Consider the following 13,033-nt stretch of genomic DNA (forward strand, 5'->3'; position numbering starts at 1 on the left):
CTCTGCCTTCGCTAGGGTGACAAGCATGAGTGAACAGCCCGAACCCACCAGCGACTCCGGCGATCAGAGCAACGGTGACACCATCGGGGCCAGCAGCCCCGGAGCTGCCGGCACCACAGCCAAGGACCCGAGTGACTGGGTCACCGGTGACGAGCCGATGACCGGCGCCCAGCGCAGCTACCTCGACACGCTGGCGCGCGAGGCCGGCGAGCAGTTGCCGGCCGACCTCACCAAGGCGCAGGCATCCGAGCACATCGACCGGCTGCAGGCCCAGACCGGACGGGGCAGCGCGGGCTCGTCCTGAGTGTCCTGCGCGTCATGCGCGTCCTGCGCTAAGCCTCCGGGCGCAGCGACTTCGACGGCCGCTGCACCGCTGCCCGGGTGATCAGCTCGGCTTCTGAGACTGCCAGCAGGTCGGCCGAGGTCTGACCGTCTCTGGGCTTGGCCGCGACCGCCACCAGCGCCGAGATGTTCTGCTGGTGCAGGGCGGCCCGCATTCGGGTGGCCAGGGCCTCGGCGTTGGCGCCAGGGCAGTCCGCCAGGAGAATCGCCAGGCCGGACTTGCCCATCGCGCCGATCGCGTCGCAGCCGACCTGCATCCGGGCCACCAGGCTGACCGCGGCCGGGTCGGTGGTGTCGATCCGCATGATCGCCGTGACCGGGCAGGCGGCGACCACTTCTCTGGCCACCGTCAGCCAGGCGGCTTCGGTCATCGGGCGGATCGTCGGGTCATCGGTGACCCGCAGGTCCGACTGCACAGCCCAGCGCTGGATCACGATCGCCGCCGGCAGTGAGAGCCAGGCCAGCGGGATTCCCAAGGTGATCATCTGCACCTGGGCCGTCGCCAGGGCGATCGTCAGGACCTCGAGCTTGTGGCTCTCGGCTTGGAGCAGCAGGCTCAGCGCTTGATACTGCCCCGCCGACACCATCGCCAATGCCACGGCGGCCACTCCGACCAGCATGTATCCGAGGGCGGCAAGGGCGAGGGCAAGCGGCTCCGGCAGGTCGAGCGCCATGCAGCTGTGCGCCGCGGTGGCGGCCAGGATCGCGCCGGCGGTGCTGTAGACGTACCGGTAGGGCGTCGCCTGGCCGGCGATGTTTCGAGCCGGCCACTCAGCGATCGCGGCGACTGTGATGACCGCGGCCGCGAGTGTCAGGGGAAGCAGGACTGCTGCCGCGAACGCCCAGGTGGCAAGCAGGTTCGGGCACAGGGTCGGCAACTTCTCTTGCCTTAAGGCCCGCCTGGCTCGCTCCCACCCGACGGTGAAGCGTGAGTACACGATGCTGAGCGACGCGAGCAGGGCCGCGGTGCCGAGATCGGACTGCTGAATGGAGCCGGGCGAGGCGAGCGCGAGGCACACGGCCGAGAGATCGACGGCGAGAATCACGATTATCGCGAACCGCGATGTCCGCCATAGCGACCATGCAGATACCGCTCTCAACATGACCCTTCTTTCGCCTAAACCCGACCGCGAACGTGCGAACCACCGGGATGACGACCATGCAAGAAGGTCTAACCGTGACACGCCGTGGTGACAGACAGTACATAACGAACTTCTTGCTGTCACGCCGAAAGTGCCGTGAGCTGACGCTAGATGCTAGCGGCCATTCCATGGAACTTCCATCGGCAAACCAATAGCCATAAACCTTTCGTTGTAGACAGTTCGGTCGATGGTGGTGTTACCGCTGCCTTTCGGTAGCTGGAGTCGCTCCATCCGCTCTACGCCTAGCGCAGCGTACCAAACTGTCTAGAAAACTCCGCGATATATAGCGGCAATCTAGACGTTAGCTAGGGGGTGCTAACGCGCGGGAAGTCGCTAATGCAGCTAACCTCAAGATCGGCATCTGGCAATGGAACAGACTCGACTTAGTGAATGCGAAATGTTCGCGCCAAGGGGGTGACAATGATGCGTAACTACGAATGGGTCTGATGAGTGTCTAATTTGCCTTGATGACAGACTTCGATTCGAATGTCTACTAGAGGCAGGGGGAGCCGGGGTTGCTGAATGGCAATTCCGGCACCCCGAAACACGTTGGATGAGGGGCCCCACGTCATCCAACCGTGCGGTGGCGGCTGGAAGCGCGAAGCGGTGATCCGCCGCCTTCGACTGGTGGATGCTGGTCTTCTTCGACTCCGAAGGCTTGCCCGGCACCTTGACCAGGAACTGAGTCAGCGACGAGGCCGAGAGCCCGGTGTCTGACCAGGAATGCTCCTGCCTTCTCGCGGAACAAGATATGTAGTCAGGATGCAGCCCGTTCTGCCGGCCGTTTACCGGGCCTCTTGCAAGGTATTTGTGACGGCAACGGAAATCGCACGGTGGCTCACCCGCGGTAACTATTGTGTGTCGTTTTCAAGTATTGCGCGCGACTGCTGGTCCGAACTCGTCGGCATTGCACTGAGTGAGTGGAAAGAATCCTTTCGATTAACAAGCCCGGAGCAGTATTAGCACGACTCGCTCACCCGAAAATCCCTGCCGCCGCAGCTGCGGACCAAGGCCAGCTCCTACCCCGGACCGGGCCAGCTCCTACCCCGGACCGGGCCAGTTCATACCCCGACCAGGCGGCTCACACCCGGCCCTGGCGGCGTGCCAGGCAGCTCGGCGCTCGACGGCGTGACATCATGCACCCTGATCGAGGAGGTCCCGCCGTGGCCGAGAGCATCTGGCCGACGATCCATGCCGAGCGTCGGGCGCTGGCCGACGACCTGGCTGAGCTGAGCCCGCAGCAGTGGCAGACGCCCTCGCTCTCGGCCGCCTGGAGCGTCCATGACGTGCTGGCCCATCTGGTGGCGGCGGCCAAGATGACTCCGCTGAAGTTCATCCCCGGATTGACAGGCGCCGGGTTCGACTTTCACAAGTACATGGCAAGACTGGTGGCGCTGGAAGGCTCCGGAGGTCCGCAGGCAACGCTGGAAACCTTCCGGGCGGTCCAGCTGCGCGAGACCTCCCCGCCGGCGCCGGCCACCACCTGGCTCGGCGAGGCGTTCGTGCACGGCGAGGACATCCGCCGCCCGCTCGGCATCACCCACTCCTATCCGCTGCCGCAAGTGACCCGGGTGATCACCTATTACTCCAAGCTCAACGCGCTGCTCGGCGCGAAGCGGCGGATCGCCGGCCTCACCCTGCAAGCCAGTGACACCGACTTCTCGCTCGGGTCCGGGCCGGTGGTGCAGGGCCGGGCGATCTCGCTGCTGATGGCCACCGCCGGCCGACGGTCAGTCCTGGACGAGCTTTCCGGCCCCGGCGTGCAGGTGCTGGCCGAACGCCCGTGACATCGGCGGCCTGACCGCGCCCACATCCGACACCTGCCGTGCCGGCTAGACCGGTGTCGCGAAAGCTTGGCGCCGTTCAGGGCTCCACTATCACCAGCGGGATCTCACGGTTGGTGCGCTTCTGATAATCGCCGTAGCTCTTGAACTGCTTGACGGCGATCGGCCAGAGTCTGACGCGTTCTTCCGGGGTGGCGATCCGGGCGCGCATCTGCTGTTTGGGCCGGCCCACCACCTGGACTTCCACCGCCGGATTGTCGCGCAGGTTGAGAAACCACGCGGGATGGTTGTCATCGCCCCCGCGGGAGGCGACAAGCACATAGGCGTCGCCCTCTTGCACCGGCGCGGTGAGCATGACCGAGCGCGGCTTGCCGCTCTTGCGCCCGATGGTGGTCAGTTCCAGAGCTTGCATTCCACTGAGGCGCGCCCCCACCCGGTTACCGGTCAGCTTCAGCGCGACCCGGTGCACGGCATTCATGGTCTTAAATAAACGATCGCTGGGCATAGCCGAACTCTAGATGCCTGCGGTACGAGCGAACAGCTGAATGCCGAGCAGGGGTCACGCTAGATTGGCGCGATGAGTTTCGAGGTCGACGCGGCGGCCTATGGCGAATTCATGGGGCGCTACTCCGAACAGCTGGCCGCCGAGTTCGCCGCTTACGTCGGCGCCAACTCCGGTCAGCGAGCCCTGGATGTCGGATCCGGTCCCGGAGCCCTGACCGCGGTGCTGGTGGAACGACTCGGCGCGCAGGCAGTCACGGCGGTCGATCCTTCCGCTTCCTTCGTGTCGGCGATCCGCCACCGCCTGCCCGACGTCGACGTCCGGCAGGCCGGGGTCGAACGGTTACCGTTCCCGGACAAGTCGTTCGATCTGGTGCTCGCTCAGCTCGTCGTGCACTTTTTGGAGGACCCCTCAGCCGGAATCGCCGAGATGGCCCGAGTCACCCGGCCGGGCGGCGTGGTGGCCGCCTGCGTCTGGGACCACGCCGGCAGCCTGGGGCCGCTGGGCACCTTCTGGCGCGCCGCGCGCGAACTCGATCCGAACGCCCGCGACGAGTCAGCCATGCCGGGCACCCGCGAGGGCCACCTCGTCGAGCTGTTCCAGAGCGCCGGCCTGCATCCGGTCGAGCAGACCGCGCTCACCGTGAGCGCCTCGTTCGCCGGCGCGGACGCATGGTGGCGACCGTTCACCCTCGGCGTCGGACCGGTCGGAACCTACGTCGCGAGCCTGGCCCCTGAGCATCGCGAGAGGCTGCGAGCCCGGTGCGCGGAACTCCTCCCGCCGGGCCCCTTCACCGTCGAGGCGACGGCCTGGACGGCGAAGGCGCGCGTCTAGGACACGGGCTGGATGCGAAGCACCCACTGGCGGAGGGTGTGGGATTTGAACCCACGGACAGTCTCCTGTCGAGCGCTTTCAAGGCGCTTGCACTCGGCCGCTATGCGAACCCTCCAGATGAGCGACAGCCCACCGGGGCCGGCGCTCGGAGTCCAATTCTGGCAGAGCCGGCGCAGGCGCCGGGCGGCGGATGGCCCGGGTCAGCGGCCGCCGGCGATCCTGCGGTCGCGCTGCTGGACGCCGGGCTCCCCGTACGGGTAGTCGGCGGGCTCCGGATCGCTGGCCGCGTCCAGCCGCTCGGTCTGCTCGGCGCTCAGGCGCAGGTCCGCTGCCTGCAGGTTGTCCTCGAGCTGGGCGGTCGTCCGGGCGCCCAGGATCACCGAGGTCACAGCGGGACGGTCCGACAGCCAGGCCAGCGCGACCTGGGCCATGGACGCCCCCAGCTCGTCGGCGACCGCGCGCACCGCGTCGACGACGTCCCAGGTGCGCTGCCGGCCCGAGCGGCGGTCATAGGCCTCCACGCCCCGGTCCGGATTCTCGCCCAGCCGGGTCGAGCCCGAGGGCCGCTCCTGCTTGCTGTACTTGCCGGTCAGCCATCCCCCGCCCAGCGGTGACCAGGGCAGCAGCCCCAGGCCGTTGGCCTGGCAGGCCGGCACGATCTCCCACTCGATCTCGCGCGCCAGCAGGTTGTACTGCGGCTGCAGGGTCACCGGCACGCTCAGTCCTAGGCGCTCGGCGGCGCCGACTGCCCGCTGCAGCTGCCAGCCGGTGAAGTTCGACAGCCCCAGGTAATTGATCTTGCCGGCCCGGACCGCGTCGTCGAGGAAGCGCAGGGTCTCCTCGATCGGGGTCAACGGGTCGTGGGAGTGCACCTGGTACAGATCGATCCAGTCGGTCTGCAGCCGCCGCAGCGACGCCTCCAGCGCCAACCGCAGGTGCTGTCGGGACAGGCCGTGGTCGTTGACGCCGTCGGCCATCGGAAACCGGCCCTTCGTCGCCAGCACGATCCGGCCGCGATGACCGGGGTTGGCCGCCAGCCACCGGCCGATGATCTCCTCGCTCGCCCCGCCGCTGTAGACATCGGCGGTGTCGACCAGGTTGCCGCCGGCGTCCAGAAAGCGGCCCAGCTGGGCGTGCGCGCCGTCAGGGTCTGTCTCGGTGCCGAAGGTCATGGTGCCCAGGGCCAGGTTCGACACCGCCGTTCCGCTGCGCCCGAGCAACCGGTACTGCATGTCAACCCCCGAAGTAGTAGCTGTCCTTCCTTCCTACACCCACCTCGTCCAACATCACCGGGGGGTACGTAAGGTCAATGACCGCAAGCCGAATCCGATTCACGCGAGATCCGACCGATCACGCATACCCGCTCGCAGGAGTCAGCTCAGTGGCAATCAGCATCATCACCGACCCCAAGACCCGCCAGCCCAAGCTTCGCCTGGTGCTGCCGGACGACATTCACGACGGGCCGGTCTCGGTCGTCGGCAGCTTCAACGACTGGACTCCCGGCCGGCATCGGCTGGTACGCCGAGCCAACGGCACCCGCAGCGTCACGGTGCCGGTGACGGCCGGCCAGCAACTGCGGTTCCGCTACCTCGGCTCCGGTGGCAGGTGGTTCGATGACCCGGACGCCCACCAGATCGAGGTGGACGGCGCGACGGTCGGCGTGGTCGAGGTCTGATCCGGCGTGGCCGAGCCCGAGGTGACGCTGTGAGCTCAGTCCTGCCGGTAGAACTCGATCCCGTCCGGTGAGGTGCTGCTGCTCAGCCTCCGCTGCAACACCAGCACGTCGAGGTGGGCCGCGGTCTCGGTGACCGCCAGCAGCTGGTTCTCCGGATCCAGCTCGCTGAACGCCTTGTTGTGCCGGGTCCACGGCAAGGCCAGCGCGGCGTCGAAGGCGGTGTCGGCGCCGGCCGCCACCGCGGCCGCCGAGGCGGCCAGCCGGTTCTCGTGATGGGCCAGCAACTCGGTCACACGCTGGTGCACGCTGGTGGTCACCGGCCCGTGCGCGGGCAGCAGCATCGCGTCGGGCAGCGTGAACATCAGCCGCAGCGAGCCGAGGTAGTCGCGCAGCGGGAAGGGCGCCGGCGCGGCCTCCAAGCCGACCGACGGCGTGATCTGGGGCAGCACGTGGTCACCGGCGAACAGCAGGCCGGCCTCGGCGTCGTGGAACACCACATGGCCCTGGGTGTGTCCGGGCGTGGCGATGACCTGCAGGCGCCGGTCGCCGGCCGGCACCTCGACGCCGTCGCGCAGCCAGCTGTCGGGTGGCTCCCAGTCCTGCGCCGGGCCGGGCCGGCCGATGTCGCCGGCCGCCTCCAGCTTGACCAGCAGGGCGGTGGCGCCGGTTCGCAGCAGGTGCGGGAACCGGCCCGGCCGGTACTCCCGCTGCAGCGACAGCTCCCGGGTGGCCAGCAGGTTGGCCTGCTCGCCGATGCCCAAGCTCACCCGGGACCCGACCTTGCGGCGCACCGCCACCGCCTGGGTGTAGTGGTCGCGGTGCATGTGGGTCACCAGAAAGGTCGCGATGTCGCTCAACCCGAACCCGATCCGGTCCAGCGAGCTGACCAACCGCTGCTCGCTCTCGGCCAGCGCCCAGCCGCCGTCGATCAGGACCAGGCCGGCGCCGGCCTCCAGCGCGTAGACGTTCACCGCGCGCAGCCCGTCATTGGGCAGCGGCAGCGCGATCCGGTGCACCCCACCGCCCAGATCCTGCGGGCCGGCCTCGGTCCACGCGGATCTGGATTGGCTCACCGGCAGAGTTCTACCACGCGGGCCGGACCGCCACGGGCGGCTGTGGGCTCAACCACGCGGTCAGCTTCGGGTCGACAGCAGCGAGAACTCCGCCTCGAACAGCTCGAGGAGGAACGCGGCCAGCTGCTGCTCGTCCGGGTGCAGGCCCGAGATCGGCCGGGGCTTGGCCTGGGCCAGGTAGTCGCCGAAGGTGTGCTCGGTATAGGTCTCCAGGACGTGGGGGTGCACGTAGTGCGCCCGGGCCACGGTGCGGGTGTTCCCCAGCGCCTCGGCGGCCTCGTCGATGGCCTCGATCACCACCTTCTCTGCCGAGCGCTCGCTGTCCAGCCGGTTCTTCAGGTAGGTGAAGGCGGCCAGGGTGCCGCCCCAGGTGCGAAAGTTCTTGGCGGTGATGTGCTCGCCGGTCAGGCTGAACAGCAACTGGTTGAGCTCGTCGGAGCTCACCGGCTTGCCGTCCAGGCTGAACAGCCGCCGCCCGCGCTGGGTGAGCAGCTGCTGCACCACCCGGGCCACTCCCGGGTCGTTGATCGTGTCGTCCCAGGGCTTGCCCGACTTGGCGGGGAAGGTGAAGCTCACCTGGTCACCGGACACCCGGACGTGCTTGCGGGTGAGCGTGGTGAGCCCGTAGCTGTCGTTCTCCTCGGCGTAGACCTCGTTGCCGATCCGGATGTTGGTCAGGTCGATGACGCGGATCATCGCGGCCAGCATCCGATCCCGGTCGAAGGTGCGCCGGCGCAGCTGGCGGGCGGTGTGCTCGCGGATCTCGGCCAGGTGGTTGGCGAACAGGATCAGCCGGTAGAAGTTCAACATGTCGCGGATCGCGCGCCACTTCGGGTGGTAGATGTACTGCTTGCGGCCCTTGTCGTCCTGGCCGGTGGCCAGGATGTGGCCGTCGGCGTTGGGGCAGATCCACACCTTCTGCCAGGCCGGCGGGATCGCCAGCTGGGTGATCCGGGCTTTGACCTCGGCGTCGGTCAGCGGTTGCTGAAGGTGGTCGAGGTAGCTGAAGCCCTTTCCGCGCCGGATCCTGCGCATGCCCGGCTCCTCGCCGGCCACGTAGATCAGGCCGGCCACCTCGGCGCACTTCTGCGCGTCGGCGTGCAACTCGTCGACCTCGGCGACGGACATCGGCTTGGCCGCGGCGGCGTCGGCGGGTTTGGCGGCCCGCTTCTTCCCACCGCCAGGCCCGGCTGGCTTGGCCTTGGGGTCAGCAGCCGTGGCGGGGCTGGCGGGCATCGGCGGGGATTTCTCCTTCAGGCGGTGGGAAGTACCGGCGGGTCACGACGACGAGCGGGCCAGGGCGCGCTCAGCGACTTTCCATTATGAGCTTGATGGCGGCAACCGTGTGCTCCAAACCCTCCTGGATCTCATCGCCGCCGACCCGCTCGGTCCGCAGGGTGACCTCGACCACCGACGTTTCGTCACCGGTGACCTGCAGCTGCCCCGAGTAGTCGTTCGGGCCTTCCGAACCCCAGGACAGCGTCCGGGCCGCGTGATCGACCTCGAACCAGGCCTCGCCCTCGACCACCCGGTCGCCGAGGTCGGCCGAGACCGAGATGGTGCCGTCCCCGTTGTCGGTGGCCGAGGTCATCCGCTCGAAGTAGTTGGGCAGGTTCTCGACCTGGGACAGGTAGTCAAAGAGCTCGTCGGCGGGAGCCGCGACGTCAGCGCTGGTCAGAAAGTCGGCCATGCTCGTCCTCCGGAAGAAGGATCGGCTGGCTTTTCAACCTGTTGTCAAGCTACGTCAGTCGTGATCGGCCTTCAACGCCGCGACCCGAGCCAGGGCCGCCGCCGACCCGGAGTGCCGCGATGAGCCGCCGGCGCCCGGCGCCGGCGTGTAATCTCGGCGCTCAAGCGGGGGCTTGTCAGGTAGGCGACTCGTTGGACGGTGAACCCGCAGTGCCCAAGTCAGCTCCGGCCGCCGCTCGCCGTGCCCGCCCGAGCGCAGCTCTGATCGCGGCGACGGTTGCGGTGCTGGTCAGCGGATGTGGTTTGTTCGGCGACTCGAAGTCGGAGAAGGCCGCGGTGTCGGTCTTCGACATAAAGCCGGGCCAGTGCTTCAACCCGCCGAGCACGGTGAAATCCGAACTGAGCAGGCTCCACGCGGTGCCCTGCGACCAGCCGCACACCCAGGAGTCCTACGCCAGCGTGCCGTTCGCGAGCAAGGACGGCAGCGAGGTCTCGGCCTATCCGGGTGACGCCGCCCTGAAGTCGTTCGCCGACGGCGCCTGCGCGCAGGAGTACAGCGGCTATGTCGGCAAGGACTACCTCGACTCCTCCTACTTCTTCACCTACCTGCTGCCCTCGGCGCGTGGCTGGGAGCAGCAGAAGGACCGCAACGTGCTGTGTTTCGTCACCACCACCGGTCAGCAGCTCACCGCCTCGGTGAAGAACTCCAAGCGCTAGCACGGAAAGGCCAGCTGATGGGCAGTCAATCGGTGACCACGGGCGCGTTGTTGCAGTGCTCCTTCGGCCTGGCGCCGACCACCCTCAACGTCCTGCCGATGAGCAGGGTGACCATCGAGGGGCGGCCGGCCGCGGCGATCGCCGACATGATTCCGATGGTCAACATCGCGCCGTTCGGGATGTGCTCCAGCATCGCCAACCCGACCGTCGCGGCGGCGACCGCCGCCGCGCTGGGGGTGCTGACCCCGATGCCGTGCGTGCCCGCGATCGCCGGCACCTGGATCCCTACCGCGCCCCGCACCACCATCGGCGGTAAGCCCGCGCTGGTCGCCGGCTCCACCTGCGTGTGCTCCTTCGGTGGCGTAATCACCATCACCATGCCGGGAGCGCTCCGCACTACCGCTGGATGAACTAGGACTTTCCGGGCAAGAGTCAACTCCCTTAACCAACTTGTAACCCAGAGTAAGTAATTCATTACTTTAAATGCTTACACGGGCTGTACACGGTGGGCTAACCTTCCAACGATCTTTGGCACGGGGGCCAAAACCGCATCACTTCTTTGGAGCTGCCTCCGTGCCTACGTACACCGCGCCCGGCGTCTATGTCGAAGAGGTCCCCTCTTCGCAGAAGGTCCTTTCCGCCGCGCCGACCGCCATCGCCGCCTTCGTGGGATTCACCCAACGGGCCCCCGATGACGACCCCGTCAACGACCCGGCCGGCGTCGCGCCGCGCCTGGTCACCAGCTGGTCCCAGTTCGAGAAGCTCTATGGCGGTTTCAGCCAGGGCTGCATGTTGCCGCTGTCGGTCTACGGCTACTTCGCCAACGGCGGAAGCATCGCCTACATCTGCCGGATCCCGAACGCCGAGCCCGCCGGTGAGCCGGCCCGAGCCGAGCTGGTCGCGGCCGACCGCTCACTGGGCAAGCCGCTGTCGATCGAGAGCGTCATCCCGGACGCGCTGCTGAGCGTCCAGATCGACAGCGAGGAGCCGCCGAAGGGCGCGCCCGACTCGGACCCGTCGCCGTTCACGCTGTCGGTGATCGAGGGCGGCAAGGTGGTCGAGAGCTTCCCGCACCTCACCTTCGGCTCCGGCGACGCCAACGTCGCCACCGTGGTCAACAAGACCTCCACCAAGATCAAGGTCACCGTTGCCCTGGACGCCAAAGCCGATCTGAGCGGGCAGCTCGACATTCTCAAGCCGGGCCACTACCCGCTCAAGACCGCGGCGCCCAAGCCGGTTCCGGTCAGCGGCCGCCAGTTCGCCGGCTCCGAGTCGGCCCGCAACGGCATCAACGGCCTGGCCGTCGCCGACGACGTCACCATGGTGGTGGTGCCCGACCTGATCACCGCGGCCACCGGCGTCGACGGCAAGCTGGACCTGAACCTCTGGCGCTCGGTGCAGACCGCGCTGATCTCGCACTGCGAGCAGAACGGCAACCGGATGGCGATCCTGGACGCGCCGCCCGGGTTCAACCCGCAGGAGATCAAGGACTGGCGCTCGGAGGTGGCGATGTATGACTCCGCCTACGCCGCGCTGTACTACCCCTGGATCAAGGTCGACAACCCGACCGGCTCCAACGGCAACACCGAGATCTTCATGCCGCCCTCGGGTCACATCGCCGGCGTCTGGGCTCGCACCGATGACACCCGCGGTGTCTGGAAGGCCCCGGCCAACGACACCATCCGTGGCGTGCTGGACCTCGAGCGCACCGTCACCCAGAACGAGCAGTCACTGCTCAACCCGATCGGCATCAACTGCATCAGGCCTTTCGGAACAAGGGGAATCCGGATCTGGGGCGCTCGCACGCTGGCCTCGGACAGTGACTGGCGCTACATCAACGTCCGGCGGCTGTTCAACATGGTCGAGTCGACGATCCTCGAAGGCACCCAGTGGGCGGTGTTCGAGCCCAACGACATGACCCTGTGGGAGGGCGTCAAGCGGACCCTCAACGGCTTCCTGCGTGGCCTGTGGTCAGCCGGCGCGCTGTTCGGCGCGACCGCCGACCAGGCGTTCTACGTCAAGTGCGACGCCGAGACCAACCCGCCGGAGTCGATCGACGAGGGCAAGCTCGTGGTCGAGGTGGGTATCGCTCCGGTCAAGCCGGCCGAGTTCGTGGTCTTCCGGATCAGCCAGCAGAAGCAAGGCGCCAGCTGATCGCTCGGCCACCCCTCAACAATCCCCAGTTTTCTTTGGTTAGCTAGGAGCATTAATGCCCAACGACTTGATCAACACCGATCCGATCGTCGCCCAGAACTTCTATCTCGAGATCGACGGCGAGAAGCTGGTGCTGTCCGGCGTCTCGGGGCTCGACATGGAACTCGACGTCGTGACGATCCAGCAGAACGGCAAGGACGGCAAGAAGCAGTCGGTCAAGACGCTGGGAACCTCGCTGAAGGTTCCCGACATCTCCATGACCCGGATGGCGCCGATGAGCGCGATGGACGACCCGATCTGGAAGTGGTTCAAGGCAGTTCGTGAGTCGGGCTTCAAGGGCACCGACCGGGCCGGCAGCCGCAAGAATGGCTCGATCGTCTTCTTCGACACCGCCCTGACCGAGGTCGGCCGGTTCAACTTCTTCAACGGCTGGCCGAGCAAGATCGGCACCGACGCGGTCAGCACCGAGTCAAACGACCCGGTGAAGGAGACGATCACCCTGGTAATCGAGCGTCTCGAGCGTATTAAGTGAGTTTGCAAACCAGCTATCCGTTCGTCCTGCCGCGTGGTTACGTCGACGCGGCAGGAACGCTGCACAAAGAAGGCCGGATGCGGCTGGCGACCGCGCGGGACGAACTCGAACCGCTGCGCGACCCGACGGTGTCCGGTCCGGACGACCCACGGTTGACCGTGCTGGTGCTGGCCCGGGTGGTGGAGAAGCTGGGCACCGTCGAGCTGATCAGCAGCCACGAGATCGAGGGCCTGTTCGCGATCGACCTTGCCTTCCTGCAGGATTTCTACGGAGTCATCAACTTCGGCAACCAGGAGGAGTACGAGCAACTGCTGCGTGCTCAGTCCGAAGGGCCGCCGTTGCTGGGTCAGAGCCGTTCGGCGCCGGCGGCCCCGCCGGTCATCGTGCAACCGCAGGAACCGGCGCAGTCGCAGGAATTCGCGCCGGAGCCGGAACCGGCGCAACCGCAGGGGTACCCGCAGGCCGGGCAGTCCAACGGTGCTGTCGCCTACGGCTCGTACGGCGATCCCAGCTCGTTCGGTGAGCCGGCGGAGCGGACCTCGCCCCGGCGCGGCGCCATCGAGGAGATTCCGCGCGGCAAGTGAGCGGC

The 13,033-nt window shown here is 67.4% G+C and carries 15 protein-coding genes and 1 tRNA gene; 9 read left to right on the forward strand and 7 right to left on the reverse strand.

The genetic code is table 11. From position 1 onward, the window contains the following. The first annotated feature begins 25 nt into the window (after window positions 1–25). Window positions 26–304, forward strand: a complete 279-nt coding sequence (locus tag VF557_07320; protein HEX8080003.1) for a DUF3072 domain-containing protein — start codon at window positions 26–28, stop codon at window positions 302–304. A 28-nt stretch (window positions 305–332) separates the two neighbouring features. Here VF557_07320 and VF557_07325 read toward each other — a convergent pair whose 3' ends face one another. After that, window positions 333–1,361, reverse strand: coding sequence for a hypothetical protein (locus VF557_07325; GenBank protein ID HEX8080004.1), 1,029 nt, complete (start codon window positions 1,359–1,361; stop codon window positions 333–335). Between the two features lie 1,286 nt (window positions 1,362–2,647). Here VF557_07325 and VF557_07330 point away from each other — a divergent pair. Next, window positions 2,648–3,271: a maleylpyruvate isomerase family mycothiol-dependent enzyme gene (locus tag VF557_07330; protein HEX8080005.1), complete on the forward strand. Its 624-nt coding sequence runs from the start codon at window positions 2,648–2,650 to the stop codon at window positions 3,269–3,271. A 76-nt stretch (window positions 3,272–3,347) separates the two neighbouring features. On the opposite strand, the gene VF557_07335 is transcribed toward VF557_07330, so the two are convergent. Further along, entirely contained in the window at window positions 3,348–3,773 is a 426-nt protein-coding gene (locus VF557_07335; protein ID HEX8080006.1) for a nitroreductase/quinone reductase family protein, read from the reverse strand. A gap of 72 nt (window positions 3,774–3,845) precedes the next feature. Here VF557_07335 and VF557_07340 point away from each other — a divergent pair, with 72 nt between their 5' ends. Further along, on the forward strand, window positions 3,846–4,604 hold the full coding sequence (locus VF557_07340) for a class I SAM-dependent methyltransferase (GenBank protein ID HEX8080007.1): 759 nt from the start codon (window positions 3,846–3,848) through the stop codon (window positions 4,602–4,604). A 27-nt stretch (window positions 4,605–4,631) separates the two neighbouring features. Here the strand turns inward: VF557_07340 and VF557_07345 are convergent. Beyond that, window positions 4,632–4,719, reverse strand: a tRNA-Ser gene (locus tag VF557_07345). 85 nt (window positions 4,720–4,804) lie between these two features. Next, the gene (locus VF557_07350) at window positions 4,805–5,836 is read right to left on the reverse strand and encodes an aldo/keto reductase (GenBank protein HEX8080008.1); all 1,032 of its coding nucleotides are present in this window, start codon (window positions 5,834–5,836) and stop codon (window positions 4,805–4,807) included. A 149-nt stretch (window positions 5,837–5,985) separates the two neighbouring features. On the opposite strand from VF557_07350, the gene VF557_07355 reads away from it, so the two are divergent. Next, window positions 5,986–6,279 (forward strand): isoamylase early set domain-containing protein, encoded by a 294-nt coding sequence (locus VF557_07355; GenBank protein ID HEX8080009.1) that lies wholly within the window; start codon window positions 5,986–5,988, stop codon window positions 6,277–6,279. A 35-nt stretch (window positions 6,280–6,314) separates the two neighbouring features. Here VF557_07355 and VF557_07360 read toward each other — a convergent pair whose 3' ends face one another. The 3 genes from VF557_07360 to VF557_07370 form a co-directional block, all read right to left on the reverse strand. Next, the gene (locus VF557_07360) at window positions 6,315–7,352 is read right to left on the reverse strand and encodes an MBL fold metallo-hydrolase (protein ID HEX8080010.1); all 1,038 of its coding nucleotides are present in this window, start codon (window positions 7,350–7,352) and stop codon (window positions 6,315–6,317) included. 60 nt (window positions 7,353–7,412) lie between these two features. Next, window positions 7,413–8,588, reverse strand: coding sequence for a DNA topoisomerase IB (locus VF557_07365; protein HEX8080011.1), 1,176 nt, complete (start codon window positions 8,586–8,588; stop codon window positions 7,413–7,415). 70 nt (window positions 8,589–8,658) lie between these two features. Next, window positions 8,659–9,042 (reverse strand): SRPBCC family protein, encoded by a 384-nt coding sequence (locus VF557_07370; GenBank protein ID HEX8080012.1) that lies wholly within the window; start codon window positions 9,040–9,042, stop codon window positions 8,659–8,661. Between the two features lie 209 nt (window positions 9,043–9,251). Here VF557_07370 and VF557_07375 point away from each other — a divergent pair, with 209 nt between their 5' ends. The 5 genes from VF557_07375 (at window position 9,252) to VF557_07395 (ending at window position 13,028) form a co-directional block, all read left to right on the forward strand. Beyond that, a complete protein-coding gene (locus VF557_07375) occupies window positions 9,252–9,758 on the forward strand; it encodes a septum formation family protein (GenBank protein HEX8080013.1) in 507 nt (168 codons plus the stop codon). A 17-nt stretch (window positions 9,759–9,775) separates the two neighbouring features. After that, on the forward strand, window positions 9,776–10,168 hold the full coding sequence (locus VF557_07380) for a DUF4280 domain-containing protein (GenBank protein ID HEX8080014.1): 393 nt from the start codon (window positions 9,776–9,778) through the stop codon (window positions 10,166–10,168). 163 nt (window positions 10,169–10,331) lie between these two features. Beyond that, window positions 10,332–11,912 (forward strand): phage tail sheath C-terminal domain-containing protein, encoded by a 1,581-nt coding sequence (locus tag VF557_07385; protein ID HEX8080015.1) that lies wholly within the window; start codon window positions 10,332–10,334, stop codon window positions 11,910–11,912. A gap of 55 nt (window positions 11,913–11,967) precedes the next feature. After that, on the forward strand, window positions 11,968–12,444 hold the full coding sequence (locus tag VF557_07390; GenBank protein ID HEX8080016.1) for a phage tail protein: 477 nt from the start codon (window positions 11,968–11,970) through the stop codon (window positions 12,442–12,444). Then, window positions 12,441–13,028 (forward strand): hypothetical protein, encoded by a 588-nt coding sequence (locus VF557_07395; GenBank protein HEX8080017.1) that lies wholly within the window; start codon window positions 12,441–12,443, stop codon window positions 13,026–13,028. Before VF557_07390 ends, VF557_07395 begins: the two co-directional genes overlap by 4 nt. Window positions 13,029–13,033: the final 5 nt, after the last annotated feature.

It is taken from the genome of Jatrophihabitans sp. (assembly GCA_036389035.1).
Lineage (GTDB): Bacteria > Actinomycetota > Actinomycetes > Mycobacteriales > Jatrophihabitantaceae > Jatrophihabitans_A.

Excerpts from the sequence above, each read along its gene's own strand:
- VF557_07320 (HEX8080003.1), top strand. The coding sequence starts at position 26 with ATGAGTGAACAGCCCGAACCCACCAGCGACTCCGGCGATCAGAGCAAC.
- VF557_07335 (HEX8080006.1), bottom strand. The coding sequence starts at position 3,773 with ATGCCCAGCGATCGTTTATTTAAGACCATGAATGCCGTGCACCGGGTC.
- VF557_07340 (HEX8080007.1), top strand. The coding sequence starts at position 3,846 with ATGAGTTTCGAGGTCGACGCGGCGGCCTATGGCGAATTCATGGGGCGC.
- VF557_07350 (HEX8080008.1), bottom strand. The coding sequence starts at position 5,836 with ATGCAGTACCGGTTGCTCGGGCGCAGCGGAACGGCGGTGTCGAACCTG.
- VF557_07365 (HEX8080011.1), bottom strand. The coding sequence starts at position 8,588 with ATGCCCGCCAGCCCCGCCACGGCTGCTGACCCCAAGGCCAAGCCAGCC.
- VF557_07370 (HEX8080012.1), bottom strand. The coding sequence starts at position 9,042 with ATGGCCGACTTTCTGACCAGCGCTGACGTCGCGGCTCCCGCCGACGAG.
- VF557_07380 (HEX8080014.1), top strand. The coding sequence starts at position 9,776 with ATGGGCAGTCAATCGGTGACCACGGGCGCGTTGTTGCAGTGCTCCTTC.
- VF557_07390 (HEX8080016.1), top strand. The coding sequence starts at position 11,968 with ATGCCCAACGACTTGATCAACACCGATCCGATCGTCGCCCAGAACTTC.